The organism is Marinobacter sp. (assembly GCF_041690615.1).
In the GTDB taxonomy this organism is placed as follows: domain Bacteria; phylum Pseudomonadota; class Gammaproteobacteria; order Pseudomonadales; family Oleiphilaceae; genus Marinobacter.
Genome location: NZ_JAWLGY010000014.1, coordinates 21,180 through 46,326, shown reverse-complemented (window position 1 = coordinate 46,326; position 25,147 = coordinate 21,180). Strand labels below are relative to the sequence as shown.

Sequence of the window (25,147 nt, the reverse complement as noted above, 5' to 3'; positions counted from 1 at the left end):
CGTCCGGGTCGTCCCGGAAGGAGAGGGCGGAACCCGGAGAACCGGGGTCAGCCTTTCACTGGGTTAAAGCGGAAACTGTGCCAAAACCCGTTGAGGTGATAAAAAATAGCTTCCTGACAACGGGTTATGCGACAGACTCGGTCAGAGAACTGGCAGTCGACGGTCAGTTGGCAAAATGAGCTCGCCTCAACCAGGGGCATGCCAATAGTCTGGTGGTTTATTTTGGTGCAGGAAGTCAGCGGCACTTCGTTGGCGTCAGGGATAGCGGGCACCGGAAAGCGAAGAGCGCGTTGTTATTTGCTTGTGGCAGGCGGACTGCCGGATACAGCTTTCACTGCTAAGCTCAACAGACATGTCCCACAGTCAGATTGAGAGAGCAGCATGGATGGAGAAAGCAGCAGTCCCAAGTACGACGCCACCCGCAGAACCAGTCCGTTGGCTTTCTTCAGGGGGTTCCTGCGGGAACCGGCCCAGGTGGGCTCGGTTATTCCCAGTTCACGCTTCCTGGAGAACCGGATTGTCGATACCGCGGACCTGTCGTCCGCCCGGCTGGTGGTGGAGCTGGGACCCGGTACCGGTGGTACCACCCGTACCTTCCTCCGGCACCTCGGTCCCGATGCGCGTCTGCTGTCCATTGAACTGAGTCCCTGGTTTCATGAGCTGCTTGGTGAGATTGATGATCCACGCTTCATCAACCACCTGGGCAGTGCCGAAGATCTTGCGGAGATTCTGGCGCTGCATCACCTGGGGCAGCCGGATGTGGTGATCTCTGGTATACCCTTCTCGAAAATGCCGGAACCGGTGGGTACGGCGGTGGCGCAGGCTGTACAGGGTTGCCTGGCCGGAGGTGGTCGCTTCGTCGCCTACCAGTTTCTGGGGGATGTGGCGCGAATCACCTGTCCGGTAATGGGGCCTGCAGCCAGCACGTCACTGGAACTGCTGAACATTCCCCCGATGCGCGTGTATCGCTGGTTCAAGCCCGGGGAAAGTGAACCTGCCAGCCCGGGCAGCTGATATCGCTTTTCCACCCGGTCGTTCAGGTTTTTGCGATAGAATCCTCCAAATTTCAGATGAACTGTGGGTCTGCTATGAGTGATAACCCGTTAACGCAAATTCTCCAGATGGACGGCGAAGAGCGCTACGACTACTTCCTGAGCGAAGTGGCCGAGGAGCGCGAGATCTGGATTCTGGTCAATGCCGACAACCAGTTCCTGAAGATTGTTTCGGAAGAGGACGGTGTGGCGTACCTGCCGGTCTGGCCGGGTGCCGAGTTTGCCCTGGACTATGCCGAGGCATCGGGCGACCTCCTGCCCAAAAGCATCTCCCTCCCCGACTTTTTCCGGAAATGGGTACCGGGGCTCAGCAAGGATGGGCTGCAGGTTGGTGTGCTTCCCGGTGAAGACGGGGAGCTCTGGATCACTGGGCCGGAGGAGCTCAAGGGAGACCTGCAGGACGCCATGGCAAGTTTCTAGCCAGGGCGAGGTCGGGCCGGGCGTTGATCAGATATACCCGGGCCGATTCAGACTCAGGTGCGAAGGCAAGCCTGTAACTGTGCTTCCCAGCGGGTATCCAGGGTCGTCGCGATAATTTCGAACCGGCTTTCTGCAACGTCATCCAGCTCAATTTCGGTCAGGCCGTCTCGGGTCAGGTTGTATCCAAATACGCCCTGGTCGGTGATAAAGGCGGCTTTCATCCGTTCCGCTTCCAGACCGGTCAGAAAGGCGAGCAGCTTGCCGTAATCGAATACCTGTCCGGCATCAAAGCGCCAGCCGATGCTTTGGTAACCTTCCGTCTCGCTGGATGTCCGGGTGCTACCGCTGTTGAGTAACAGGCCGTTTTTCGATGCCTGCCCAGCCACGACAGGATCAGGGCGATATGCCGGCGTTGCCGGCGACGCTGGTCCTTCCAGCCATTGGGGGGCGATAGCCCCATGGGTCACATATTCGACACGGGTTTCCGGTGAGCCATTACTCGCGACGTAGGCCGCCAGGCGCGCCCGGTCCTCGTCTCCATAGAGGTCCTGTTTGTTCCCTACCACCAGGTCAGCAACCGCAATCTGCTGGTTGAAGGTGTCGTGGCTGGTGTAACGGGGATCCGTCAGCTTACGCGCATCCACCAGGGTGATGGTCTTCTGGACAGAAAGTACATTCCGGTAGTGCTCCGCTGACAGGGATTGCAGCACTTCTGCCGGATGGCCAAGGCCGGTGGGCTCGATCAGCAGCCGGTGGGGCCTGGCCCTTGTCAGCAGCTGGTTAAGGGCAATCTGCATTGGCAGTCCGGCCGTACAGCACATGCAGCCTCCGGGCACCTCGCGAACATAAATGCCATCCTCTTCGGTACGGGTGCCCTGAACCAGGGCGCCATCCACGCCGATTTCACCAAACTCGTTGACCAGCACAGCCCAGCGCTCATCATCGGGTTTCTGGCTGAGCAGATGGCGAATGGCGGTGGTTTTTCCAACGCCCAGGAAGCCGGTAATGATGTTGGTAGGGATGGTGTTCAGTTGAGGGTGCGCCATGGGCTGTGCTCTGAATCAGGATTTCCGTTAGTTATGTTATAACATTTTTATATGCTTGAGAATGCAGTGTGCCCTACCGTACAGACGCCCCTTTGTCGCTGTTCCATCCTTGCTGCGACAACCGCCGAGGTGGTCCAAGAGGACGTGCAACCGTCCGCAAGCAATCAGAAGGAAAGGACTATGAACTGGGATACGGTCAAGGGTAACTGGAAGCAGTTCAAGGGTGAGATCCGGTCCCGCTGGGGCAAGCTCACCGATGATCAGCTGGATGTTATCGCCGGTGAGCGGGAGAAGCTGGCCGGGCATATACAGGAAAGTTACGGCGTCACCCGCGATGAAGCCGAGAAGCAGATCGAGGATTTCGAGAAAGAGGCCAGGAAGTAAGAACTGTCAGGGCAGCGCCCAATACTGTCGTTGGAGCTGACCAGGCTGGCTACCATCCGGTAAGTGCCAAACGTGTAGAGAGGTGCCTGTATGTTCAAGTTAGTGCCCGGGAAATCCGCTTCAGAACCAATGGAGCTTATTCAGGTGCGGGATGATTCGGTCATCAACGGCCCGTTTGCGGAGGCCGGCAAGCCGGTCGATGGAAAGACCCCGCACCGGAGCCCGTGGCCTCCGCGCGATGACGGTCGAGCGGAACGGCCAGAGCCGGAGTACAAACCGGCATAGGGCCGGTTTGCTGGATAGCAGCGTCGGTTCAGGAGGGCGTTTTCTTTCGCAGGGAAGACTCCAGGTTCTTGGTGTCAGTTATGTCGACCAAGGTGATGACAACACCGTCAATCACATTGTCCAGCCGGCGATAGGGAATGATTCTTACGGAAAACCAGCGCCCGTCGTTGGTGGTAATCTGCTTTTCGCCCACTGCCAGGGTGTCCAGGGTCCGCCGGGCGTCTTCCTGCAGTTCCGGATACCGGAGGCTGGTGGTCAGGTCGCTGAGCGGGCGGCCAATATCACTCTCCCGCAGACTGATAATGCTGGCGGCCCGTTCGGTGTAGCGACGCACATTCAGATCCTGGTCCAGGAAAAGCACCGCAATCTCGATGCTGTTCAGCACGTTCTGCATGTCACTTTGGGCGAGCGCAAGGTCGTCCAGCTTGGCCTGCAGTTCGGTGTTGATGGTTTGCAGTTCCTCGTTCATGGACTGCATTTCTTCTTTCGACGTGGTCAGCTCCTCATTGGCGGACTGCAACTCTTCGTTGGTGGACTGAAGCTCTTCATTGGACGCCTGCAACTCCTCCCTGGAGCGTTTGGCCTGCTCCCGCAGCTGGGCGATTTCCTGCTCATAGCGCTGCACCTGTGCCGGGTAATCCAGGCCTGTGTTCGTAGCTGATTTGCGGCGCCGTGACTCAGCCCTGGCAGGCATGTCCCGGAATACCACCATCGTCATGCCCTTCAGGGCGGCGGGCTCGCTGAATGCCTGTATGGATACATTAACCACCTGGGAACCCGCCCCGGTCTGGACCGTTAACCCGCTGAGCTCAACCGGCTCTGACTGGCTCGCCGCCTGTTTCAGCGCAGTGTACAAGGGTTCGCGCAGCCCTTCGCGGGCCATGGCATGGATGTTCCAGTTGGCCTTCCCGGCGGCCGGCTCCAGGTACCTGCCGGTGCGGCCACTGATGTACACAATGTCCGCATCGGCGTTAAGCACGACGGCAGCGGGTGAATAAGACTGCAACAGCACATGGTCTGCTGCCGATTGCAGGTTGTCGAGCGCCTCCTTGGCGGGAGCCTGGTTCGATGGCACGGCGTGCTCCTTGGGCAGTGTGGACATGGGAGGAAAGGATTCCAGCAGGAATTCCGAGTGGCGGACGGATTCGCAGGGCTTGCAGCGGTACAGGCGCAATTTCGGCTTCAACGGCGTGAACAGGTGACTCAGTCGGCCAATGGTCTCGGAACTGCCCAGCATCAGTAACCCGTTCGGGCGGAGGCTGTAATGGAAGAGAGGCAGAATCCGACGCTGCAGTGTTACGTCGAAATAAATCAGGAGGTTGCGACAGGTGATCAGGTCCAGTTTGGTGAACGGTGGGTCCAGGATCACATCGTGATGGGCAAACAGGACCTTGTCCCGGATGTCCGGTCGTATCTGGTAATGGTCGGTGTGCCGGATGAAAAAGCGCTCCAGCCGCTTTTCGGACACGGTCTCTTCAACACTGAGTGGATACCGGCCCCGGCGAGCCTCGGTGATGGCGTCCGGACTGATGTCGGAGGCAAAAATCTGCAGGTCCAGCCTCCGGTGGGGCTCACTGCGCTCGAGTGCTTCGCTGAAGGCCATGGCCAGGGAATAGGCTTCTTCCCCCGTTGAGCAGCCCACAACCCAGGCCCGCAAGGTGTAATCGTCGGGGAGTCCTTCAAACAACTCGGGCAGAGCGGTATCAATCAGGTAATCCCAGGTATCCGGGTCCCGGAAAAAACGGGTAACGCCAATCAACAGTTCCCGGAACAACAGCTGGACTTCCTGGTCGTTGTCGGTCAGCAAGCGGGTGTAACCGGCCAGGTCGGCCAGCCCGTGGATGGCCATGCGGCGCTCGATACGACGGTTCAGGGTGGTGGGCTTATAAAGGGAAAAGTCGTGGCGTGTCTTTTGTTGGAGCAATTGGAGTAGCGGTTCCAGTTCGTTTGTCGCGGTAGCGGACGGCCTGGACCGCTCATGCTCCGGAACCCGCCGTACATACGCCAGTATGCGGGACGGCAGTTCAGCAGCGGGGGCCACGATATCCGCACAGCCGGCTGCAATGGCACTTTTCGGCATGGCATCGAACTGGGCCGAGGCGGGGTCCTGCACGACGGTCAGTCCGCCAGTGGCCTTTATCGCCTGCAGCCCCAGCGTGCCATCAGACCCCATGCCCGAGAGTACAACGGCAATGGCGCGGTCATTCTGCGCGCTGGCCAGGGACGAGAACAACACATTGACCGGCAGGCGCAGGCCCCTCGGCCGTGCCGGCTGGGCCAGTCTGAGGGTGCCATTTTGCACCCGCAGTTCGCGGTTCGGCGGAATGACATAGACAGCGTCGGCCTGCACGGGCATGTTCTGCTCGGCCTCCCGTACCGGCATGTCGGTATAGCGTTGCAGAAGTTCCGGCAACAGCGCCTTCTGGGTCGGGTCCAGATGCTGCACCACCAGAAATGCCATGCCAGTATCGGGTGGTGTATGGCGGAAAAAGTCCTCGAGGGAAGCCAGGCCGCCGGCGGATGCGCCAATCCCAACAATACGCATCAGGACACGTTTGCGTGGGTCGTCGTTTCGGTGAGGATCATCAGAAAACTGTCAGCCGAGGGAGCGCGGCTCGCCCGGATGATGATGCGCCGGTGGTCCGGGAGATCCACCTCCGTCTCCGCTGTGCCTGGTTCGCCTGCACCCTGAAGAACCCCGGCACTAGACGCCACGGAGGCCATTATATTGCCCCGGCCCGGTGCAACAAGGCTGTTCAGGTTCATACCAACCAGAGCCTCGGGAGATTCCCCGAACAGCATCCCTGCGGCATGATTGCCTTCAGTAATTGTGCCGCCGAGGGTTACGGTCAGGTAGGCGGCTGGGGCACGCTCAAAAAGTGCCTTGTAGTGTGTCAGCTCCTCGGAGATTTCCTGCTCGTTGGCCTGAAGCTGCTCATGGAGCAGGTCCAGTTCAACCTGGTAGGTCTGCAGCTCATGGAGCAGCTGCAGGGCGTCGGCGGCGGTTTCCGGGTTGCTGGCACGCTGGAAAAGCAGCTGCAGTGCGTCCACCCCGAGTGTACCCCCGCCATTTCGGGGCGCCGCCCCCTGGTCCAGCAGGCTCCTGGCGCTGCGGCGCAGCCGGTCCTGGGGGCCGGCGTTCGGGTCTCCGTGTGTATCGGTCATGTTGTCTCCCAACGCCGGCGTGCTGTTTACGTCCCCTGATACTACTCCACCTTGTGGCACCGGAATAGCGGGGTAGTGTGGTCTTTGTCAGCGGGAGGTCGCCAATGTGCGGTATCGAACGGACAGCCCTCGGTGCGCACCGTAGCGTGGGTGGTAAGGAGTGTCGCCGAACCGTTCGGGTCCGGCAGGGCCCGGGGCCAGACAAGTGTCACGGGTCAGCTCTGTGGCATAAGGAGCCAGCGCATGAAGACCGACGCTATGGGGTGGGCTGCTGTAAACGCCCGCCAGGTTATCACCCTGTTAATTGCAACACTCATCCTCACCGCATGCGCAACTGCCCAGCTGCCGCCCACAGAGGCCCTGAACGCCGCCCGAGACGCCATTGAAAATGCGGAACAGGCCCAGGCCCGGCAGTACGCCGGTGCTGAACTGGAAGAAGCGAACCAGCATCTGATGGCAGCCAATAAGGCCGTTGAGGATGAGCGGATGGTTGAGGCCGAGCGACTGGCCCGCCAGGCTCGCGTTGCCGCTGAACTGGCTATCGCAAGGACGGAAGCTGCGAAGGCCGCGGAAATCAATCGGGAGATGGGCCGCGGTGCCGAGGCCCTGGATGAGGAAATGCAGCGTCAGGGAGACCAGCAATGAATACCTTAACGATTCTGAAATCCGTTCCCGGCCGTAAGGCTGGAATCGCGATCGTGCTTTCATCTGCCTTGCTGACTGCCTGCGCGACGACACCTGCCAGCCCCGATGGATCGGAGGATGTTCGCGCGAAACTCACCGAGCTGCAACAGAACCCTGACATGGCCAGTAATGCCCGGGTTGAGTTACGTAATGCCGAGGCCGCGGTGCGACTTGCCGAACAACCGGGATCCAGCGATCAGGCGCTTGTCGCTCACCGTGTCTACATGGCTGACCGCATGGTGGAAATAGCCCGGGCCAAGGGACAGGCACGGCTGCTGGAGGCACAGCGTGAACAGTTGGGTGAGCAAAGGGATGCCGCCCGGCTGGCAGCACGAACCCGGGAAGCGGACCAGGCCCACGCCGATGCCACAAGTGCCCGCAGGTCCCAGGACGAAGCTTCCGCCCGCTCAACGCGTGAGGCTGAAGAACTGCAAAGGCAGATTGACACCCTCGAGGCCAAGGCCACCGAAAGAGGCCTGGTACTGACCCTGGGCGATGTTTTGTTCGCTACTGGCAGCGCGGAAATCCAGGGGGGGACCAACCAGAACCTGGAGAAGCTCGTGGACTTCCTGAAACAGTATCCGGATCGCCAGGTACTCATCGAGGGCCATACCGATAATGTGGGCAGTGCGGCCTTCAACCAGACCCTGTCGCGCCAGCGCGCCGAGTCTGTGCGGCGCTTCCTCGTGGATCGCGGTATCGACGGCCGCAGGCTCCAGGTATCTGGCTTTGGTTTCGAGCGCCCGGTAGCCAACAACGCCACCAGCATGGGGCGTCAGCAGAATCGCAGGGTTGAAGTTGTTATCGAAAACGGGGAGTAACGGCATGCTGCGTTATCGAGATTTTTTCCCGATGGCTGAGGACCCGGGCCTCGGGGCTGGCCTCAACAAGGGCCTGCCGCTCAGTGACTCAATGCCCCTGGGTATACTGGTCACTGACCGGGAGGGTAAATGCCTGTACAGCAATGCCGCATACCAGAAACTTTGCGGCTGGACGGCCGACGAGCTGATCGGATCTCACTGGAGTGCAACCATTCATCCGGATGACCATGACCGGACACTGAAGCACTGGGATATGGCGGTGCAGGGACGCAAGCCCTTCCTCTGTGAGGCGCGCCTGAAATCATCAAGCGGCGAGGTTATCTGGACCCGTCGAAATGCTGCCGAGCTTGCGGATAACCTGCCCGGACAGGGATATGTGCACACCGTTGAAGATATCAGCACCTACAAGGCTCACGAGATCGCCCGGCTGGCCGCCGAGGAGCAGTTGTTTGATGAAAAGGAGCGTGCCCAGGTCACCCTCGACTCGATCGGCGATGCGGTTTTGAGTACCGATATTGACGGGCGGGTTTCCTACATGAATTTGGTGGCGGAAACCCTGACCGGGTTCAGTCGCCAGGAGGCCATAGGCCGGCCCCTGAGTGAGGTTTTCAATGTGGTGGACGCAAATACCCACAAACCGACCACCGACCCGGCCCGGCGGGCCATCCAGTCAGACAGTATTGTGGCCCTGGAGGCGAATGCATTGCTGATCGCCAGGGACGGGCTGGAGCTGGCGATCGAAGACTCGGCTGCTCCGATCCATAACCGCCATGGCCTGGTTATCGGCGCGGTCATCGTCTTTCACGATGCCCGCTTCTCCCGGGAGACCACTGCCCGCATGGCCTACCTGGCACAACATGATGCACTCACCGGCCTGTACAATCGTACCGCGTTCCATGACCGGTTCGAGCAGGCCCTGGCACTGGCCAGGCGGCACGGTAAACAGATGGGCCTGCTGTTTGTTGATCTTGATAATTTCAAGGGTGTCAATGACCTGCTTGGCCACGACAGCGGCGATATCATCCTCTCGGCGCTGGCCGGCAAACTGAAAACCTGTGTCAGGGCGACGGACACCGTCAGCCGGTATGGGGGTGACGAGTTCGTGGTGTTGCTGAGTGAAATCTCCAGGCCAGACCATGCGTTTGCCGTGGCTGACAAGATACGGGAGGCAGTGGCAACCCCAATGGTTATCGATGGACATCAGGTGACTCTGCAACTGAGTATCGGGGTAAGTGTCTACCCCGATAACGGGGAGGACGCCGGAGAACTGCTGAAACAGGCGGACTCTTCCATGTACCGGGTGAAAACCCTCAACCGGGTTCCCGTCAACGGGGTGATGAAGCCAATCGGTCCGTCTCACGTTTAACCACGGCATAGCACTCACAGCAAAGGGTTTCGAGTCGTGGCCGGTCGATGATGGTTATGTGGCCACGGTGGTACTCGATAATACCCAGTTTCTGAAGTTTTCCGGCCGCCTCGGTCACGCCTTCCCGACGTACACCCAGCATGTTTGCAATCAGCTCCTGGGTCATTGTCAGGCGGTTGTCCTGTAGGCGGTCGAGGGACAGCAGCAGCCATCGGCACAGTTGCTGGTCGATGGTATGGTGGCGGTTACAGACTGCGGTCTGGGACATCTGGGTGATCAGCGCCTGGGTGTAGCGCAGCATTAACACCCGTACCTCCGCATGATTATTGAATTCCGTCCTGAGGTCCTGAGCGGGCAGTCGGTAGGCGAGACCCCGGCTCTGGACAATCGCCCGGCTGGGAGTGCTTTCCCCGCCCATGAACACGGTAACGCCAACCAGGCCCTCATTACCCACCACCGATATCTCCGCAGAGGCGCCGTCCAGCATCACATACAGCAACGAAATGATGCAGTTGGTCGGAAAATAGACAAAATCAATAGGCTGGCCGGACTCGTAGATCACATCGCCCAGCTTGAGTTCGACCGGCTTGAGGTGGGGAAACAGTCGCTTCTTAATCGTATCCGGCAAGGCCGCCAGCAGATGGTTCTGCTCCGGGGCGGCTAGTGCATCAGTCATGGTGGCCTTCCTTACAGGGCTGTCGCTGGTCAGGTATCCCTTGTCAACGGTTGTCTGTGAAAGCCTGTATAGCACTCGAAATACCCCTTTAAACCTAACACAAGCTTCACGTCCCGGCTGTAACAATCTCGGGCGAAGGGAACCATCCTTTCGTTAGACTGGTCTGAAGTAGGTCCTTATTCACCGGCGTTCCGCCAGCAAGGAGTTGTCTGCATGAATGTCACGTCAATCCTGAATCAGTTGCTTAACCAGGCATCCGGTCAGTCCGGTAGCACAGGCTCCTCCGGTAGTGGCATGGATGTCAGCCGGATGGTCGACAGCTTTTCCTCGCAACTTAAGGGCTCGGCTAGCTCGGGTGGTGGCGTTGACCTGAAAAGCCTGCTGGGCGGCGGCGCCCTGGGCCTGATGGTGGGGTCAAAGCGCGGTCGGAAAATGGGCGGCAAGGCGCTCAAGTACGGCGCCCTCGCAGGTATCGGCGTACTGGCCTGGAAGGCCTACCAGAATTATCAGGGCGGTGCCGGAGCAGACGCTTCGCAAGGTCAGCCCCTGGAGCAGCTTCAGGGGCAGGCCAGGGAACGGCGGGGCCTGGAAATCCTGCAGGCAATGATCATGGCAGCCCGTGCCGATGGTCATATCGACGCCAACGAGCGTGCCGTGCTGACCCGGGAAATCGAGAAGCTGGGTGCCGACGACGAGTTACAGGCATGGGTTCAGCAACAGTTCGAGGCCCCGCTGGATGCCGATGTGCTGGCCCTGCAGGCGGACTCTCCCCAGGCGGCGCGGGAAATCTACCTGGTCAGTGCCGTCATTGTTGACGACCAGAACCCCATGGAACGGGCCTGGCTTGACCAGCTTGCCAATGCACTGAAGCTGCCGCCCACCCTGACGAAGGAACTGGACCGCCAGGTGCTCGAGCCGGCCTGAGCTTTTCCTGGCGGGATCTCCGCCAGGCAGAGCGGCCAGCGCAGAGGTCCCTGCAGGTGTGTTAGCCGTCGATTCGGCTGAGGGATGAGGCCAGCGCAGTCACTTTCTGGTGGGTCTCTTCCACCAGGGCGTCAATCTCACTGGCGGATGTACTGGATTTGCGAGCCAGTGAGCGGACCTCCTCAGCCACGACCGCGAACCCGCGGCCGGCATCACCGGCCCGCGCAGCTTCGATGGCGGCGTTCAGGGCCAGCAGGTTGGTCTGGTCTGCGATGTCGTTGATGGTCGATACAAAACCGCTGATCTGTTTGCTCCCCTGCAGTACTGAGTCCATGGCTTCCTGAGTTTCCAGCAGGGCCATGTGGCGGTCGGTAATATCAATGCCGAAGAGGACATAACGACGTATATCGCCGTTGAAGTCCTTTAACGCCACGATCTGATAATCCAGTGCCAGGGCGGAAATTCCCTGGATCTCGACGGAAGCCTTGCCGCTGAACTCACCCACTTGTTTCAGCTGTGTCCGGGCATCGGGTGGCAGTTGGGACCAGAGCGCCGCTGCCGCCCTGGCGGCACCATCGCTACCCCTGCACTTGTCCTGTACCAGCTGATTGGCGCTTATGTAGTTGCCCTCCGGACTGTACTCGACAATTGCCATGGCATTTTCTATGGCACTCATACGGCGGGTGAAATCCACCGTCTGCTGTTTGCTGGCTGTGATGTCCGCTTCCACTGAGATAAAGCGCTCCACCTGGCCGTTGTCACCGAACACGGGCGCAATAGACAAGGAAACCCAGTATGGGGTGCCATTCTTGTGGTAGTTGAGGATTTCCGTGTAAAACGGCTCGGCGCGGTCAAGCTTTGATCGGATTTCCCTGACCGTTCCCGGGTCCGTGCCCGGGCCCTGCAGGAAGGTACCGGGCTTTTTACCCCGGATTTCCTCCAGGTGGTAGCCGGTGAGGTGCTCGAAACCGGCATTGATGTACTCAATGGCACCGTCCCTGCTGGTAATCACAATGCCGCTGTTGGCCCTGTCGGCGACCATGGAAAGCATTTCCATCTGTTCCCGCTTTTCGACTTCTTCGGTGACATCCTTGATGAACGCGGTGTAGGTGATTCTTCCGTCGAACTCGGTCTTGCTGATGGCCGCCTGCCCCCAGAACCACGAGCCGTCCTTGCGCTGTATATGTAATTCACGGTAACTGCCGACTATCCGGTTCTCGCCGGTGGTGCGGTTGCGGTTAACGTACTCATCGTGGCGGGCACGGAACGCTTCAGGAACCAGCATCTTGACGTTGCGGCCGAGCACTTCTTCTCTGCGGTATCCCCAGAGGCTCTCGGCTGTGGCGTTGAAAACGCTGACGCAGTTGTTCTCATCGATGGAAACCACGGCATCCATGGCTTGCTCGAGGGTCTGGTGCATCAGCTCCCGGGCATAGCGCTGCTCACTGATGTCCCGGATGAAGAGGGTGGTTTCCGGGTTGCGGGATCTCACATGGCCGGCAACCGCAAGGTGGGCCCAGAAAGCGCGTCCATCCTTTGAGGTCAGGGACAGCTCGGCTTCACTCTGCTGGCCGTTAAGCAAGGGGACTGCGGACTGGCCAAGCAGACGGGACGCCGGTTGGCCGATAGCGTGATCACGCGGGCAGCCCCAGAGCCGCTCTGCCGCTAGGTTCATAAAGCGGGTGACGCCTTGCCGGTCGATACTGAGCACCGCTTGTGGTGCGTTCTCCAGAATATCGCCGGCAGTGGATGAGTTGAACAGTAGGCGGGACAGGAAAAGGAGCATCGCTTTGTAAACCCTTGATCGCGGTCGTCAGGTCGGCGTTCGGAGATCGCGGCCGATAACGACAGGTTGTTTCGATTTTATCGTGCTGTTTACGACAGGCGGTGCTGGTCAGACCTCCGGGTGCTGGAAGGATATGTATCAAGTTGTAATGGAGGTTAAGGTAGGAGTGCAGCCATAGACTTCCTGCTGTCACGAGGGATCAAAGATGACCAGACAACGGACACAGGCATTACGCCGGGTCGAGCGGTTCAGCCGCCTGATGGACAGCGCCATTCGCATTCCGGGTACCCGCTTTTCGGTCGGGCTGGATGGCCTTCTGGGACTGGTGCCGGTAATCGGTGATATGACCGGGATGTTATTGTCCGGGTATATTCTGGTGGAGGCGCAGCGGGCCGGTGCCAGTCGGCGGGCGCGGGCCCACATCCTGAAGAACATGCTGCTGGATGCCGCGGTCGGGTCCGTACCCGTGCTTGGTGATGCCTTCGACTTCGTTTACAAGGCCAACCTGCGCAACGCCCGTATCCTTCGGGAAGAGCTCGGCGACCTGCCCGGGCAAGAGGCCACCGCCGAGGCAGATCGTCGAGTCGGGGACAGGTAACCCGGGCGCGTGATAAGGATGGTAGGTTCCTTGCCTGTCACAACCTGGTCAGGCTTCAGACCGGGCCGTGATCGATGGCGGACAGAGCCTCATTTACGCCAAAGACCTTTGCATTGACCTCCGGCACGCCAAACTCCTTCAGCCTGCGGGTGTGCATGTCCAGGTAAGCCCGGGCGCTGGCTTCGTCCTCGAACAGATAGATGCCGCCGGCTTCGCGGGTAGCGGCGTTCTCTGTCCAGACTTTCCAGATCAAGCCCGGTTCCTGGGCAATGGATTCGGCCAGGCCTTTCATGGCGTCGGTCATCTCGTCTCCGAAGGGGCCATCAAAGGGAAAATCGATTTGCAGCAACGTTTTCATGGTCGGATTCTCCGAAAGGGGGCTTGGATTCCCCCAGTTTAGCAGTATGGGTTAACAAGTTGCTGAGGTTTTACCAGCTCGCCGTCAGGGCGGCTCGCAGGGTTCTTCCTGGCTCATTGACACGGACCGCATCGGGATTGAACGGATCGGTGTTGGCACGGCTCACGTGGGCGGCCCAGGTCTTGTCGAACAGGTTATCCAGTGACCAGCTCAGAGACAGGTTATCCCTCAACGGGTGCGTGCCGGTCAGGTTGACAATGCCATGGCCTGGTGAGGTGCCGGCATCGAGGCCGGACTCCACATCAACCCGTTCCTGCCGGCGTGCCAGCATCCACTGCGCTTCCACGGTATGCCCCTGGTAGCGCCACCCAAGGGTCTGGGTATACTGAAGTGGCGGGATCTGTGGTAGTGACCGGTCATCATCACGGTTTTCGCCCCGCACCAGCGAGAGACTGCCACTGGTGCTCCACCGACCATTGCTCCAGCCCAGCGCAAGGTCGGCGCCCATCAGGCGCGCATCGATATTCCGGTGCACGCTGGCGCCGTCATCCGCTTTGGTGCGGTAGACGAAGTCGTCTACCTGGTCGACCCAGATGGCGGGTTGCCAGGTCCAGTCGTCAGCATTGCCCACCAGACTTAGCTCCAGTTTTTTGTGCTTTTCGGTGTCCAGCCCAGGGTTGCCGATCCAACGTTTGCCTGGCATTGGGCTCCAGCTGGCGATATAGCGTTCTGATACGCCCGGGCTGCGAACGCTGTAACTGGCGGTGGCCTTTAGCCGGTTATAGGTGTTGAGTCGCAACTCACCATCTACGAAGCCGCTGACGTTGTCATCGCGGACATCAGTGGCTGTGGTGCCATATTGCTGCAGGTAGATTTCGGCAGCGGATGTGCCGGCAAAGGGAACGTCAGCCTTTTGGGCTTCCATTTCCACCCGGTCATACCGTACGCCCGCGCCTGCTTTCAGGTCAGGTGTAAGCTGGTGGAAACGCTCCACGAACACACCGATGCGTTCCCGCTCCACATCCGGCCACATCAGGGCGTTGACCATGGCGAGGCTCATGCCACCGTATCGGGCTGCATCCCAGTTGGTGGACTCGAAGTCGATACCTGTTGCCCACTCGGTATAGATGTCCGGACTCTGGTCCAGGGTCAGCCTGACGCCCTGCACCCGGGTCTCGGACAGGGTTTGCATTTCCATGGTGGCGGGCCGCAGGCTGAAGTTGTCCATCACATGATCCACATCGGCTTGCCAGGCCATCAGGCGCCATTGACCGTTCGCGACAGGCGCTCCGGTTTCCAGACGGTAAAGGTCGGTATCGGTTTTCGGTGCGTCCATACCGGCACCGGCGAACTTGACGTCCCGCTCTTCCTGTCGGCTGACCAGTGCCCGAAACATCAGTCCGCTGTCTGCCTGCCAGAAACCGTCGAGCCGGCCCTCGGTGTTTTCGTAGGCGCTTCGGACCCGCTCCCCGTCACCATCCTCGTAATCTGACGCTTCATCATGCCCGCCCGCTAGCCGGACCCACGCCTGGTCGTCACCGGCGGCGGCGCTGGCATTGACCAGGGTGCCATCGCCATTATCGGACCCGCCGATGGTCAGGTGGCCGGTGGTGAGGCGGTCATCGAAATCCGGTGCTGCAGTGGTAGCGGAAACCTGGCCTCCGGTGACCGGGCCCCAGCGGAGTGTGCGGTTTGTGGTAACGACCTGAAGTGTCTGGGGTAGTGAAGTGCTCAGGCGACTGGTAGGGGGATCCATCCGGTTGGGGCAGGCACCTTCGACACGGATGCCATCCAGCAGCACGTCCACCCGCTCCTGGCTCTGACCGTGAACGACCGGGTCAAGGCCGCGGCCGCCCATGCGGGACAGGCTCACGGCGGTATTTTCCTGCAGCTTTGAGACGGGTTCTGGCGTCATCGCCGAAGCCGAAAGCCGCGAGGCCTCACCGGTTACCGGCTTTGATACAAGAATCTCCAAAGAATCGGGAGTGTCTGTCTCTGCAGCGGGAACACCCGGCACCATGCCGGCAACGGCGAGAGTTATGGCGAAGGGAGTGGATCTGATGGTCACGCGGGCATCTTCCTCGTTCTGGACTTCGTTAAAAAACGGTAAGTCTATGTCGAGGCACTTCGAAGTTCGTGGGACAATTTGTCGCGTTGGTTCAATCAGTTAAAGGCGGGCCGGTCGCACTAACGGTTTACAGATGGGCTGCCCGCCCCAGTGAAGCTGTTTCACCATTTATGGTCGCCATCGCATGGGATGCTCCTGGCGCAACACTCCTCGTTCATCCCAGTCATCCCAGCCTGTAAACGGAATGGGAGATTCGGTAAACAGGTTGGACAGTCGTTCTGCCCAGCTTGCTTTGCGTTCTTCGAGATGATCCCGGAAGGCGCCTTCCTCCTGGTAACGTATACCGCCGCCCTGAATACCATAGCTGATCTGTGGTGACAGCACGTCATAGCCGACGTAGTAGAGCGAAGCGTGAATGGGCCACAGCCATTCCACCATACTGCCGGCGCGGCCAAAGGGCATGAAGGCGGTTTCGGGGGAGCCGGTGGTGACAGAGACCATGGCCCGTTTGCCGCGAAAGTAACCCCGGTCGTAACGCATGTTGCCGGAATAGAGCCCGCCGTAGACTAGTACCCGGTCAAACCAGCCCTTGAGGATGGCCGGTTGGCCATGCCACCAGAGTGGGAACTGAAACATAACCAGGTCCGCCCATTCCAGTCGGGCGATCTCCCGCTGGACGTCTCGGGGAAGGGCGCCTGCATGGTGATGGGACCGCTGCTCGGTAAGGGGGGCGAAGTAGTCATTTTCCAGGCGTTGGCTATAGTGAGCAGGCCGTTCGACCGGGTCGAACTATTCCCGGTAAAGGTCATCCACCTGAACGCGATGCCCGGCCTCCCGAAGGGCCTGCCCGGCCACATCGGCCAGGGCCCCGTTGAAAGAGGCACGCTCGGGATGTGCCAGCACTAACAGAATATTCATGCTTCTTCTCCTCTACGAATCGGATCAAACTCAGGCTATCCTGTTCGTAGAGTCACAAATATTCCCAATTATCGATAACAACGTTTGCATGAATGAACAGAGGGTTCGGTGGGACGATCTGCAGATCGTGCTGGCTATAGCGGAGACTGGCTCGCTATCGGGAGCTGGGCGGCGTCTTCGAACGAGCCATGCCACGGTTTATCGCCGGCTGGCGGATATGGAGCAGCGGCTGGGGGTGGCCCTGTTTCACCGTACGCGAAGCGGGTACGTACAAACGACGGCCGGGTAAGACCTGGCAGCGGCTGCGGCGAGGGTTGATGTTGAAGTAAAGGGCGCTGAGCGTCGTCTGGCCGGCCAGGATCTGAAACTTTCCGGCACGATCCGCGTGACGACGACAGACACCTTGTACGCCGGGCTGCTGTCGCCGATTCTTGCCGGATTTCGTCAGCAGTTTCCGGACATCGAGCTGGAGCTTGTCATCTCCAACCAGCTCCACAGTCTGTCCCGCCGGGAGGCTGACGTCGCCATTCGTCCGACCCGAAAACCACCGGAAACGCTCGTCGGGCGCCGTGTCGGAGATATTATCCAGGCGGTCTACGGCCAGGCTGAACAATGGCGAGCGGCAACTTTCCCGCTGCCCCCAGATGCGCTGTCCGGCGCCCAGTGGATCGGACCGGATCCTTATATGGGCGACGTTGCGCTGGAAAACTGGATGGCGGTGAGCAACCGCCGTTCAAACACCCACTATCGGCTGGACTCGATCCTTGCTATTCAGCAGGCAGTGCGGGATGGCGCTGGTGTTGCGGCGCTACCATGTTATCTGGCTGAGGGGGACGACCGGCTACTCCGGCTAACCACACCGATCCGGGAGCTGACGACCGAACTCTGGCTTCTGACCCACCCCGACTTTCGGCGTGTGGCGCGCATGCGACAGTTCATGGACTACGTAGCAACCGCAGCCAGGGACGGATGGTTTGCGCACAGCGCATAGAAAGTGATCAGTTCCCCGCGTACCGTCCCTTTCTGAGCGCACTTTTCTTTCTGTGCAGCGTCTGATTGGTGTGACAGCAAAACGCGATTTTATTGCTTTTGGTCAATTTTTATACTGGGGATAGGCGGGATACTCGGTTTCACGTAAAGCTCGATTATTCGTCACCAGGGACAGGAGATGCCCCATGTCTGAAGATCAGCCCACCTCAAACCCCGAATCAGAGCTGCAAACCCGATTCCCCACCGCCTATACCATTTTGTTCCTGCTGATCATCCTGATGGCAGCGATGACCTGGATCGTTCCTGCCGGCCAGTACGAACGGGCCATGAACGACGACGTCGGCCGTGAGGTGGCGGTGCCCGGAACCTATGAAACTGTCGACCCGAACCCACAGGGTTTTGTCGATGTGATGCTGGCGCCGACTGCCGGCTTCTATGACCCTGACAGCTACGCCGCCAACGCCATCGACGTGGCCCTGTTCATTCTCTTTCTGGGTGGCTTCCTGGGCGTAATGAACGCCACCGGGGCCATCGATACCGGCATACGCAGTGCCATGCACCGGCTGGAGGGGCGGGAGATCTGGATGATCCCTATCCTGATGACCCTGTTTGCTCTGGGTGGCACCACCTACGGTATGGCCGAGGAGACGCTGGCTTTCTATGCCATCCTGATTCCGGTGATGCTGTCGGCCGGCTATGACGCGGTCACTGGTGTTGCAATTATTCTGGTGGGTGCCGGCATTGGTGTTCTGGGTTCCACCATCAACCCCTTCGCGACAGTCATTGCGGCTAACGCTGCCGACATTCCTTTCACCGACGGGCTGGCCTTGCGGCTGGTGCTGCTGGTTGGCGGGCTGGTGATCTGCGCCGCTTATGTGATGCGTTATGCCAGGCGGGTCAAGGCTGACCCGTCCCGTTCCGTTGTCGCCGGCCAATGGGATGCTCACCGACGTCTGTTTTTGCGCGGCCATGACGAGATGGATGACTTTACGCTGACCGGCATCCAGAAAATCGCCCTGGTCATTTTTGCGCTAACCTTTCTGGTAATGATCTGGGGCGTGTCCTCCCAGGGTTGGTGGATGGCTCAGATGGGCGCGCTGTTCCTTGGTTCGGCCATCATCATCGGCCTGATCGCCCGTCTGGGTGAGAAACAGCTGACCGGCAGCTTTGTGGACGGCGCCCGGGATTTGCTGGGCGTCGCTCTGGTGGTGGGTTTGGCCCGGGGAATTGTGGTGATCATGGAGCAGGGCATGATTGCCGACACCATCCTTCATAGTGCCGAAACCACCCTGGGTGGCCTGCCGGAGCTGGCGTTTATCAATGTGATGTTCTGGCTGGAAGTCGGCATGAGTTTCTTCGTGCCATCCTCGTCCGGCCTGGCCGTGCTGTCCATGCCGATTCTTGCACCGCTGGCGGATTTTGCGGATGTGGGCAGGGATCTGGTGGTTACTGCCTACCAGTCAGCCAATGGCCTGGTTAACCTGATCAACCCGACCTTCGCGGTGGTGGTGGGTGGCCTGGCCATAGGTCGTGTTTCCTATGACCGCTGGCTCGCCTTTATCTGGCCCCTGCTGCTGATTCTCACCGTATTCATTTCGGTCGTAATCAGCATCGGCGCGCTTCTGTGACCCATCGGTAAAGGGGAATCCACATGACTGAACATGCTCTCGGGGTACACTCCGAAACAGGCACCCTGCGACAGGTGATCGTCTGCCGGCCGGGGCTTGCCCATCGCCGGCTGACCCCGTCGAACTGCGATGAGCTGTTGTTTGACGACGTGTTCTGGGTGAAGCAGGCCCAGAAGGACCACGATGTCTTTGCCGGGGTTATGCGGAACCGGGGGGTGGATGTACTGGATATGAACGAGCTCCTTGCGCAGACTCTCGACATCCCGGACGCCCGGCGGTGGATTCTGGACCACCGGATTACCTGGAACCACATCGGCGTGGGCATGGTATCCGACCTCCGGGCCTGGATGGACGAGCTGCCAGGAGCCATCCTGGCGGAGTTTCTGATCGGCGGGCTGCAGGTCAGCGACCTGCCTTTCGACCCGACAGGGCTCTTCGGAAATCACCTTGGTTCCCAGGGGTTCGTGCTGCCCCCCTTGCCAAACTTCCTGTTCACCAGGGACAACAGCGCGTGGATCTATGGTGGCGTCAGCCTGAACCCCATGTACTGGGCCGCACGCCGGCCGGAAACCCTGCTCACCACTGCTATTTACCGGTTCCACCCGGCATTCGCGGGCAAGGTCGATGTTTATTGGGGCGACCCTCTGGAAGACCATGGCCTGGCGTCCCTGGAAGGCGGAGACATCATGCCCGTGGGTAACGGTGTGGTGCTGGTGGGTATGGGCGAGCGATCTTCCCCCCAGGCTATCGGTCAGCTGGCCAGTGCCCTGTTCGAACGGGGAGCGGCTCAGCGGGTCATTGCCTGCCAGCTGCCCCGAGCCCGCTCTGTCATGCATCTGGATACCGTATTCACCTTCTGTGGCGGCAATGTGGTTACCGCCTTCAAGGAGGTTGCCGATGAAGTGGTCTGCTACGACCTCCGCCCGGGGGAGGGCAGCAAGCACCTGGCCTTCCGCCAGGATCGGCGACCGCTGTTCGATGTGGTTGCGGAAGTGCTTGGCTATTCCTCACTGGAGGTGATTGCCACCGGCGGTGATACCCCGGCGGAGCGGGAACGCGAACAGTGGAACGACGGCAATAACGTGCTCGCCCTGAGCCCCGGAGTGGTTATCGGCTACGACCGTAACGATGACACCAATGCAGCGCTGACAGCGGCCGGAATTAAGGTGCTGGCCATTCCCGGCGCAGAGCTGGGCCGGGGCCGGGGTGGCGGGCGCTGCATGAGTTGTCCGACCATCCGCGACGCCGTCTGACAGGCAAGGAGTTCAACCATGGCCTTCAATCTCAAGAACCGCAGTTTTCTGACACTGCGGGACTACTCCCCCAGGGAGATCACGTTTCTGCTTAAACTGGCCGCCGACCTGAAAGCAGCCAAGTACGCCGGCACAGAGGTGCCTCGCCTGGTGGGGAAAGACATTGCCCTGATCTTTGAGAAGAACTCCACCCGCACCCGGGTGGGCTTCGAAGTCGCTGCGTTCGATCAGGGTGCCAGGGTCACTTACCTGGGGCCCACCGGCACCCACATCGGCCACAAGGAATCGGTGAGGGATACGGCCCGGGTGCTGGGCCGGGTATACGATGCCATTGAGTACCGCGGGTTTGGCCAGGCGGTGGTGGAGGAACTGGCGGAGTATGCGGGCGTGCCGGTCTACAACGGTCTCACCGACGAATTCCACCCCACGCAGATCCTGGCCGATTTCCTGACCATGCAGGAGAACGTGGAGAAGCCCCTGCGGGAAGTCTCGTTCGTGTTCGTGGGCGATGCCGCCAACAATATGGGCGACAGTTTGCTGATCGGCGGCGCCAAGATGGGCATGGATGTTCGCCTGTGCGCCCCGCAAGCCTGCTGGCCCGGCCAATCGATCCAGCAGGAAGCCACGGAGATTGCCGGCATAACGGGCGCGAGGATCATGGTCACCGACGACATCGACGCGGCGGTGGCCGGCGTGGATTTTGTCTATACGGACGTTTGGGTATCCATGGGCGAACCAAAGGAAAAGTGGGCAGAACGAATCCGCTTGCTGCAACCCTACCAGGTGAACGCGGCGATGATGGAGAAAACGGGCAACCCCCGGGTCCGGTTCATGCATTGCCTGCCGGCCTTCCACAATGCAGAAACCACCGTGGGTAAGGAGGTACAGGCGGAGTTCGGTATCGAGGCCATGGAAGTCACCGAAGAGGTCTTTGAAAGCCCGGCTTCGATCGTTTTCGACCAGGCGGAGAACCGGATGCACACCATCAAGGCGGTACTCGTCGCCACCCTCGGGTCCTGACAAATGGAGTCTGCCATGCGTGTGGTTGCAGCCCTTGGTGGCAATGCCCTGTTGCGGCGCGGCGAGCCCCTGACCGCCGAGGCCCAGCGGGCCAACGTAAAGACTGCGGCGGAGTCCCTGGCCGACATCGTCCGTGCCGGGCACCAACTGGTCATCACCCACGGCAACGGGCCCCAGGTTGGCCTGCTGGCCCTCCAGGGTGCCGCCTACAAGCCCGACGAAGCTTACCCCCTCGATGTACTGGGGGCGGAAACCGAAGGCATGATCGGTTACATCATCGAGCAGGAACTGGAAAATGCCCTCGGCCACGATCGCCCGGTCGCTACCCTGCTGACCCAGGTCCGGGTGGACAGGGACGACCCGGCGTTTCGCAACCCCACCAAGTTTGTCGGTCCGGTGTATGAAAAGGCGGAGGCCGAAGCGAGGGCGGAAGCTGCCGGTTGGCAGATTGCCCGTGACGGGGACAAATGGCGCCGGGTCGTGCCCTCGCCGAAGCCCCTGGAAATCCCGGACATGCGGGTACTGAAACTGCTGCTGGACCAGGGCGTTGTGGTTATTTGTGCGGGGGGCGGCGGTATTCCGGTGCTGCGCCGTGACGACGGCAGTCTGGTCGGGGTGGAGGCGGTCATCGACAAGGACGCCGCCAGCGCGCTCCTGGCCACCGAGCTGGAGGCCGATGTGCTCCTGCTGCTCACTGACGTGGAGGCTGTCTACCGTGACTTCGGTAAGGACACTGCCACTCCCCTTCATCGGCTGACCATCGCTGAGGCTGACAGCCTCAACCTGCCGGCCGGCTCCATGGGACCCAAGCTGGCCGCCGCCCGGGTCTTTGCAGAAGGGGGAGGCCTCAGCGGTATCGGGAGGCTGGAGGATGCACTGGCGATCCTCGAAGGAAAAGCGGGTACTCGGGTCGTGAGGACTGGTGACGCCTGAATCGCGTGCCAGAGGCCGCAAATTCTGTTAGGTTCCTTTCATGTCTGCCACTCCCTATCCCTACCAGTGGCAGCCGGCCAGAGTCCGTGCAGAATTCTTCCGGCTGCTACCAATCTCTCTGTTTGTCGTCGCTTTTGGGGCGGCCTTCGGTCTGGCTGCGGTGCAGGAAGGGCTGGAGCCGCTGCAGGCTCTGCTAATGAGCGTCACCGTCTTTGCAGGTGCCTCCCAGTTTGCCGCGGTGGATATGTGGGGAACAGAAGTGTCGCTGGTGCCGTTACTGGCCGTGGTCTTTGCCATCAATTCCCGGCATCTGCTGATGGGGGCCTCGTTGTACCCGGTGCTACGGGAGCTGCCGCCGGTAAAGCGCTATGGCGTGCTGTTGCTGTTAACGGATGCGAACTGGGCGGTTGCCGCCCAGGATTACCAGAACGGCCGCAAGAACCTGGAAGTGATCGTTGGTGGCGGCCTGGTGCTGTGGCTGGCCTGGGTGATCGGCACCATCCTGGGGGTTTACTTCGGCGGCCTGCTGAAGGATCCCCAGGCATTGGGCCTGGACATGGTGCTGGGTTGCTTTTTGCTGGCCATGGCCCTGGGGGGCAGGAAGTCCACTCGCACCCTGGTGGCCTGGGCTGTCGCGTCGGTTGCTGCGCTGGCGGCCTGGCGCTGGCTGCCGCCCAATATTCATGTAGTGGTGGGCGCTCTCGCTGGCGGGGTCGTTGGCTTCTTCTGGCTGGAGCCGGGGCAGGGTGGTCAATCCCGTCGTGATCAGGAGGTGTCATGAGTGTCGAGACCACACCGGCAGGGATCCTCTTCATTATTGTGCTAATGGCTTTGGTGACACTGGCTACCCGCTACGGCGGCGCTTTCGTCATGTCTTTTGTGCGGATCAGCCCTCGTATTGAAAGCTTCATCAATACCATGGCGAGTTCGGTACTGATTGCTATTATCGTGCCAATGGCCTTCAGCGGTGATGCTGGCGCGCTGGCGGCTCTGGCAACCACGGCCATAACCATGCTCGTCACACGGCGAGCCCTGCCGGCTATAGCAGCAGGTATTCTCGCAGCAGCCGTGGTGCGGCTCCTGATTGGGTAACTTTGGAGCCATTTTCTGACGCTGGAATGGCATCAGCCGGGTGTTCTGCCTGCTAAGCTGGTACTGCCGGAGAATATCTTTCTTCGGAGACCGTTTTCAGGAGGAGAACCATGCGTTACCCGACCGCCCCTCTGTCATTACTATTGATATTGGCCGCTTTTGCGACAGCCCAGGCGGCTGAAACCCAGAAATATCCCGATGTGGTCGATGTCGCCGTGACTGAAGAAGGTGACGGCCGCTATCGTTTCGACGTGACTCTTTCATCGCCTTATGACACCCATGAGCGTTACGCGGACGCTTTTCGGATAAGTACCCCGGAGGGGGACTCTCTGGGCGTTCGAGAGCTGCTTCATCATCATGCCAACGAGCAACCGTTTACCCGTAGCCTTCCGAATGTTGCGGTGCCAGAGGGTGTTTCCAGGGTTGTCGTTCAGGGCAGGGACCAACAGTACGGCTACGGAGGAGAGACTGTTGAGGTGACTCTGCCTGGCCGCTGACTGTTAAACGTTTGGCCGTTTCAGACGTTCAGGGAGTACACCTCCGGCGCCTTGATTGAAGCTGGCGCGGGTCGGGTGTTACAGCACGGTGCGGTTCAAGGCCCTGCCGATCGCCTGGTAGGCTTTTTCTGCTTCGCCCAGGCGCTCGTAGTTGCGGGCACATACGGCGACAATCACTGCATCTTCCGGAGTGCGGGGGTTGAGCACCCCGATGTCACAGGATCGGGCGACCTGGGTGCCGGTCTTGTGGGCGAAATCCGTATCCTGCGGCAGCCCGGCCGCGATACGGCGGTCACCCGTGGTGATCGCGGACAGATAGCCCAGCAACTGGTCAGTATGGGGTTCGTTCAGCAGTTCTCCCCGTACCAGCTTCTCAAGCAGTGTGCCAAACGCTTCCAGGCTGCCGGTGTTGAGGCCTCTCTGGTAATAGCGGTCAAACGCTTCAGTGACGCTGGCGGCATCGGCCTCGTCGGGGCTGATGTCGAGCTTCTTCAGCAACATGTCATATCTTGCCTTATGGGTATCGGCGGTCTTGAGCTCGATGAAGTCCCGGTTGGTCAGCTCCGAAACGCCGGGATGGATTTCGCGGTAGGCGTCATAACGAACCTGCAGGATAGTGGTAATGGGGCCGAGCCCTTCCGGTACCATGCCGGAAACCTCCTGATTGAAAGCTTCCTCGCCGAGAAAGCGTATCAGCATGTCGGTTGCGGTGCTGTCGCTGTCGACGATGGACCGTCTGTTGAGTTCGTTGAGGCTGTAACGGGCGCCGGGTGTCACCCAGAGCAGGTCCCCGGTGCCGTCGACGTAATCCGAGGCGCGCAGGGTCAGCTTTTGCTCCAGGTCCAGCCCTTCTGTTTCTGCGCGTTGCATCAGCACGATGGCCAGGGGAACCTTGATGGTGGAGGCAAGGTACCAGTCCTGCTCGGCGTTGTGGGTGACCGCCTCTTTGCCGGCAAGTGGGCGGACATAGACGCCCAGCTCCCCCGAAAACACCTTGTCTATGCTTTCGATGTCATTTTTCAGATCGGTGCGCCACTGCCCGCCGGCGATCGCGTGACTGCCCAGTATCAGGAGACCGAACGTCAGGGGAAGTATATGACGCAGGGCATGTCGCTTTCTCATGGCCTCTTCCTTTGGCTTCAGGCTGGGAATGTACCAGCTGCCATGCTGTGGTTCTCCCGGC

24 protein-coding genes and 2 pseudogenes are annotated in these 25,147 nt (G+C 60.1%); 17 read left to right on the top strand and 9 right to left on the bottom strand.

Going from position 1 to position 25,147, the window contains the following annotated elements:
• Window positions 1-381: 381 nt before the first annotated feature.
• Both ACESMZ_RS11235 and ACESMZ_RS11230 read left to right on the top strand, forming a co-directional pair.
• Window positions 382-1,014 carry a class I SAM-dependent methyltransferase gene (locus tag ACESMZ_RS11235; RefSeq protein ID WP_372958208.1) on the top strand — a complete coding sequence of 211 codons (633 nt, stop codon included), beginning with the start codon at window positions 382-384 and terminating at the stop codon, window positions 1,012-1,014.
• 74 nt (window positions 1,015-1,088) lie between these two features.
• Window positions 1,089-1,472 carry a DUF2750 domain-containing protein gene (locus ACESMZ_RS11230; RefSeq protein ID WP_372958207.1) on the top strand — a complete coding sequence of 128 codons (384 nt, stop codon included), beginning with the start codon at window positions 1,089-1,091 and terminating at the stop codon, window positions 1,470-1,472.
• 53 nt (window positions 1,473-1,525) lie between these two features.
• Here the strand turns inward: ACESMZ_RS11230 and ACESMZ_RS11225 are convergent, their stop codons facing one another.
• Entirely contained in the window at window positions 1,526-2,518 is a 993-nt protein-coding gene (locus tag ACESMZ_RS11225) for a CobW family GTP-binding protein (RefSeq protein WP_372958206.1), read from the bottom strand.
• A 180-nt stretch (window positions 2,519-2,698) separates the two neighbouring features.
• Here ACESMZ_RS11225 and ACESMZ_RS11220 point away from each other — a divergent pair, with 180 nt between their 5' ends.
• The gene (locus ACESMZ_RS11220; protein WP_372958205.1) at window positions 2,699-2,902 is read left to right on the top strand and encodes a CsbD family protein; all 204 of its coding nucleotides are present in this window, start codon (window positions 2,699-2,701) and stop codon (window positions 2,900-2,902) included.
• Between the two features lie 313 nt (window positions 2,903-3,215).
• Here the strand turns inward: ACESMZ_RS11220 and ACESMZ_RS11215 are convergent, their stop codons facing one another.
• Both ACESMZ_RS11215 and ACESMZ_RS11210 read right to left on the bottom strand, forming a co-directional pair.
• Window positions 3,216-5,732 carry a chemotaxis protein CheB gene (locus tag ACESMZ_RS11215; RefSeq protein WP_372958204.1) on the bottom strand — a complete coding sequence of 839 codons (2,517 nt, stop codon included), beginning with the start codon at window positions 5,730-5,732 and terminating at the stop codon, window positions 3,216-3,218.
• Window positions 5,732-6,352 (bottom strand): PAS domain S-box protein, encoded by a 621-nt coding sequence (locus tag ACESMZ_RS11210; RefSeq protein WP_372958203.1) that lies wholly within the window; start codon window positions 6,350-6,352, stop codon window positions 5,732-5,734. Before ACESMZ_RS11210 ends, ACESMZ_RS11215 begins: the two co-directional genes overlap by 1 nt.
• A gap of 243 nt (window positions 6,353-6,595) precedes the next feature.
• Between ACESMZ_RS11210 and ACESMZ_RS11205 the strand changes: the two genes are divergently transcribed.
• The 3 genes from ACESMZ_RS11205 to ACESMZ_RS11195 are packed head-to-tail and all read left to right on the top strand — an operon-like array spanning window position 6,596 to window position 9,223.
• Window positions 6,596-6,997 carry a DUF4398 domain-containing protein gene (locus tag ACESMZ_RS11205; protein ID WP_372958202.1) on the top strand — a complete coding sequence of 134 codons (402 nt, stop codon included), beginning with the start codon at window positions 6,596-6,598 and terminating at the stop codon, window positions 6,995-6,997.
• Window positions 6,994-7,857: an OmpA family protein gene (locus tag ACESMZ_RS11200; RefSeq protein ID WP_372972620.1), complete on the top strand. Its 864-nt coding sequence runs from the start codon at window positions 6,994-6,996 to the stop codon at window positions 7,855-7,857. Before ACESMZ_RS11205 ends, ACESMZ_RS11200 begins: the two co-directional genes overlap by 4 nt.
• A gap of 4 nt (window positions 7,858-7,861) precedes the next feature.
• Window positions 7,862-9,223, top strand: a complete 1,362-nt coding sequence (locus ACESMZ_RS11195) for a diguanylate cyclase domain-containing protein (protein ID WP_372958200.1) — start codon at window positions 7,862-7,864, stop codon at window positions 9,221-9,223.
• On the opposite strand, the gene ACESMZ_RS11190 is transcribed toward ACESMZ_RS11195, so the two are convergent.
• A complete protein-coding gene (locus ACESMZ_RS11190; protein WP_372958199.1) occupies window positions 9,183-9,899 on the bottom strand; it encodes a Crp/Fnr family transcriptional regulator in 717 nt (238 codons plus the stop codon). The two genes, ACESMZ_RS11195 and ACESMZ_RS11190, sit on opposite strands and share 41 nt — an antisense overlap.
• A 213-nt stretch (window positions 9,900-10,112) precedes the next feature.
• On the opposite strand from ACESMZ_RS11190, the gene ACESMZ_RS11185 reads away from it, so the two are divergent.
• Complete coding sequence (locus tag ACESMZ_RS11185; RefSeq protein ID WP_372958198.1) at window positions 10,113-10,823, top strand: tellurite resistance TerB family protein; 711 nt, start codon at window positions 10,113-10,115, stop codon at window positions 10,821-10,823.
• A 139-nt stretch (window positions 10,824-10,962) separates the two neighbouring features.
• Here ACESMZ_RS11185 and ACESMZ_RS11180 read toward each other — a convergent pair.
• A pseudogene (locus ACESMZ_RS11180) lies at window positions 10,963-12,609 on the bottom strand (PAS domain S-box protein); the annotation flags it as partial.
• A gap of 205 nt (window positions 12,610-12,814) precedes the next feature.
• Here ACESMZ_RS11180 and ACESMZ_RS11175 point away from each other — a divergent pair.
• Window positions 12,815-13,207, top strand: a complete 393-nt coding sequence (locus tag ACESMZ_RS11175; protein WP_372958197.1) for a DUF4112 domain-containing protein — start codon at window positions 12,815-12,817, stop codon at window positions 13,205-13,207.
• Window positions 13,208-13,262: 55 nt separating this feature from the next.
• Here ACESMZ_RS11175 and ACESMZ_RS11170 read toward each other — a convergent pair whose 3' ends face one another.
• The 3 genes and pseudogenes from ACESMZ_RS11170 to ACESMZ_RS11160 all read right to left on the bottom strand — a co-directional run bounded on the left by ACESMZ_RS11170 (window position 13,263) and on the right by ACESMZ_RS11160 (window position 16,551).
• Window positions 13,263-13,565, bottom strand: a complete 303-nt coding sequence (locus ACESMZ_RS11170) for a monooxygenase (RefSeq protein WP_372958196.1) — start codon at window positions 13,563-13,565, stop codon at window positions 13,263-13,265.
• Between the two features lie 70 nt (window positions 13,566-13,635).
• On the bottom strand, window positions 13,636-15,633 hold the full coding sequence (locus ACESMZ_RS11165; protein WP_372972619.1) for a TonB-dependent receptor domain-containing protein: 1,998 nt from the start codon (window positions 15,631-15,633) through the stop codon (window positions 13,636-13,638).
• Between the two features lie 168 nt (window positions 15,634-15,801).
• Window positions 15,802-16,551 (bottom strand): annotated as a pseudogene (locus ACESMZ_RS11160) (NAD(P)H-dependent oxidoreductase).
• Between ACESMZ_RS11160 and ACESMZ_RS11155 the strand changes: the two are divergent.
• From ACESMZ_RS11155 to ACESMZ_RS11115, 9 genes are all read left to right on the top strand, one after another.
• Window positions 16,550-16,840, top strand: coding sequence for a LysR family transcriptional regulator (locus ACESMZ_RS11155; protein ID WP_372972618.1), 291 nt, complete (start codon window positions 16,550-16,552; stop codon window positions 16,838-16,840). The pseudogene ACESMZ_RS11160 and the gene ACESMZ_RS11155 overlap by 2 nt on opposite strands.
• A gap of 3 nt (window positions 16,841-16,843) precedes the next feature.
• On the top strand, window positions 16,844-17,542 hold the full coding sequence (locus ACESMZ_RS11150; protein ID WP_372972640.1) for a substrate-binding domain-containing protein: 699 nt from the start codon (window positions 16,844-16,846) through the stop codon (window positions 17,540-17,542).
• Window positions 17,543-17,726: 184 nt separating this feature from the next.
• The gene (locus ACESMZ_RS11145; protein ID WP_372958193.1) at window positions 17,727-19,169 is read left to right on the top strand and encodes a YfcC family protein; all 1,443 of its coding nucleotides are present in this window, start codon (window positions 17,727-17,729) and stop codon (window positions 19,167-19,169) included.
• A gap of 23 nt (window positions 19,170-19,192) precedes the next feature.
• Window positions 19,193-20,422 carry an arginine deiminase gene (locus ACESMZ_RS11140; protein WP_372958192.1) on the top strand — a complete coding sequence of 410 codons (1,230 nt, stop codon included), beginning with the start codon at window positions 19,193-19,195 and terminating at the stop codon, window positions 20,420-20,422.
• A gap of 18 nt (window positions 20,423-20,440) precedes the next feature.
• Window positions 20,441-21,442, top strand: coding sequence for an ornithine carbamoyltransferase (argF, locus tag ACESMZ_RS11135; RefSeq protein ID WP_372958191.1), 1,002 nt, complete (start codon window positions 20,441-20,443; stop codon window positions 21,440-21,442).
• A gap of 15 nt (window positions 21,443-21,457) precedes the next feature.
• Window positions 21,458-22,375: a carbamate kinase gene (gene arcC, locus ACESMZ_RS11130; RefSeq protein ID WP_372958190.1), complete on the top strand. Its 918-nt coding sequence runs from the start codon at window positions 21,458-21,460 to the stop codon at window positions 22,373-22,375.
• 40 nt (window positions 22,376-22,415) lie between these two features.
• Complete coding sequence (locus tag ACESMZ_RS11125; protein WP_372958189.1) at window positions 22,416-23,156, top strand: AzlC family ABC transporter permease; 741 nt, start codon at window positions 22,416-22,418, stop codon at window positions 23,154-23,156.
• On the top strand, window positions 23,153-23,467 hold the full coding sequence (locus ACESMZ_RS11120) for an AzlD family protein (RefSeq protein ID WP_372958188.1): 315 nt from the start codon (window positions 23,153-23,155) through the stop codon (window positions 23,465-23,467). The genes ACESMZ_RS11125 and ACESMZ_RS11120 overlap by 4 nt, the downstream gene beginning before the upstream one ends.
• A gap of 110 nt (window positions 23,468-23,577) precedes the next feature.
• Entirely contained in the window at window positions 23,578-23,964 is a 387-nt protein-coding gene (locus tag ACESMZ_RS11115) for a hypothetical protein (RefSeq protein ID WP_372958187.1), read from the top strand.
• A 78-nt stretch (window positions 23,965-24,042) separates the two neighbouring features.
• Here ACESMZ_RS11115 and ACESMZ_RS11110 read toward each other — a convergent pair whose 3' ends face one another.
• Entirely contained in the window at window positions 24,043-25,086 is a 1,044-nt protein-coding gene (locus tag ACESMZ_RS11110) for a serine hydrolase (RefSeq protein WP_372958186.1), read from the bottom strand.
• Between the last annotated feature and the right edge of the window lie 61 nt (window positions 25,087-25,147).

What these genes read in the sequence shown, in the direction of transcription:
- ACESMZ_RS11235 (WP_372958208.1), top strand. Translation starts at nt 382, where the DNA reads ATGGATGGAGAAAGCAGCAGTCCCAAGTACGACGCCACCCGCAGAACC.
- ACESMZ_RS11230 (WP_372958207.1), top strand. Translation starts at nt 1,089, where the DNA reads ATGAGTGATAACCCGTTAACGCAAATTCTCCAGATGGACGGCGAAGAG.
- ACESMZ_RS11225 (WP_372958206.1), bottom strand. Translation starts at nt 2,518, where the DNA reads ATGGCGCACCCTCAACTGAACACCATCCCTACCAACATCATTACCGGC.
- ACESMZ_RS11220 (WP_372958205.1), top strand. Translation starts at nt 2,699, where the DNA reads ATGAACTGGGATACGGTCAAGGGTAACTGGAAGCAGTTCAAGGGTGAG.
- ACESMZ_RS11215 (WP_372958204.1), bottom strand. Translation starts at nt 5,732, where the DNA reads ATGCGTATTGTTGGGATTGGCGCATCCGCCGGCGGCCTGGCTTCCCTC.
- ACESMZ_RS11210 (WP_372958203.1), bottom strand. Translation starts at nt 6,352, where the DNA reads ATGACCGATACACACGGAGACCCGAACGCCGGCCCCCAGGACCGGCTG.
- ACESMZ_RS11205 (WP_372958202.1), top strand. Translation starts at nt 6,596, where the DNA reads ATGAAGACCGACGCTATGGGGTGGGCTGCTGTAAACGCCCGCCAGGTT.
- ACESMZ_RS11200 (WP_372972620.1), top strand. Translation starts at nt 6,994, where the DNA reads ATGAATACCTTAACGATTCTGAAATCCGTTCCCGGCCGTAAGGCTGGA.
- ACESMZ_RS11195 (WP_372958200.1), top strand. Translation starts at nt 7,862, where the DNA reads ATGCTGCGTTATCGAGATTTTTTCCCGATGGCTGAGGACCCGGGCCTC.
- ACESMZ_RS11190 (WP_372958199.1), bottom strand. Translation starts at nt 9,899, where the DNA reads ATGACTGATGCACTAGCCGCCCCGGAGCAGAACCATCTGCTGGCGGCC.
- ACESMZ_RS11185 (WP_372958198.1), top strand. Translation starts at nt 10,113, where the DNA reads ATGAATGTCACGTCAATCCTGAATCAGTTGCTTAACCAGGCATCCGGT.
- ACESMZ_RS11175 (WP_372958197.1), top strand. Translation starts at nt 12,815, where the DNA reads ATGACCAGACAACGGACACAGGCATTACGCCGGGTCGAGCGGTTCAGC.
- ACESMZ_RS11170 (WP_372958196.1), bottom strand. Translation starts at nt 13,565, where the DNA reads ATGAAAACGTTGCTGCAAATCGATTTTCCCTTTGATGGCCCCTTCGGA.
- ACESMZ_RS11155 (WP_372972618.1), top strand. Translation starts at nt 16,550, where the DNA reads ATGCTTCTTCTCCTCTACGAATCGGATCAAACTCAGGCTATCCTGTTC.
- ACESMZ_RS11145 (WP_372958193.1), top strand. Translation starts at nt 17,727, where the DNA reads ATGTCTGAAGATCAGCCCACCTCAAACCCCGAATCAGAGCTGCAAACC.
- ACESMZ_RS11140 (WP_372958192.1), top strand. Translation starts at nt 19,193, where the DNA reads ATGACTGAACATGCTCTCGGGGTACACTCCGAAACAGGCACCCTGCGA.
- argF (WP_372958191.1), top strand. Translation starts at nt 20,441, where the DNA reads ATGGCCTTCAATCTCAAGAACCGCAGTTTTCTGACACTGCGGGACTAC.
- arcC (WP_372958190.1), top strand. Translation starts at nt 21,458, where the DNA reads ATGCGTGTGGTTGCAGCCCTTGGTGGCAATGCCCTGTTGCGGCGCGGC.
- ACESMZ_RS11125 (WP_372958189.1), top strand. Translation starts at nt 22,416, where the DNA reads ATGTCTGCCACTCCCTATCCCTACCAGTGGCAGCCGGCCAGAGTCCGT.
- ACESMZ_RS11120 (WP_372958188.1), top strand. Translation starts at nt 23,153, where the DNA reads ATGAGTGTCGAGACCACACCGGCAGGGATCCTCTTCATTATTGTGCTA.
- ACESMZ_RS11115 (WP_372958187.1), top strand. Translation starts at nt 23,578, where the DNA reads ATGCGTTACCCGACCGCCCCTCTGTCATTACTATTGATATTGGCCGCT.
- ACESMZ_RS11110 (WP_372958186.1), bottom strand. Translation starts at nt 25,086, where the DNA reads ATGAGAAAGCGACATGCCCTGCGTCATATACTTCCCCTGACGTTCGGT.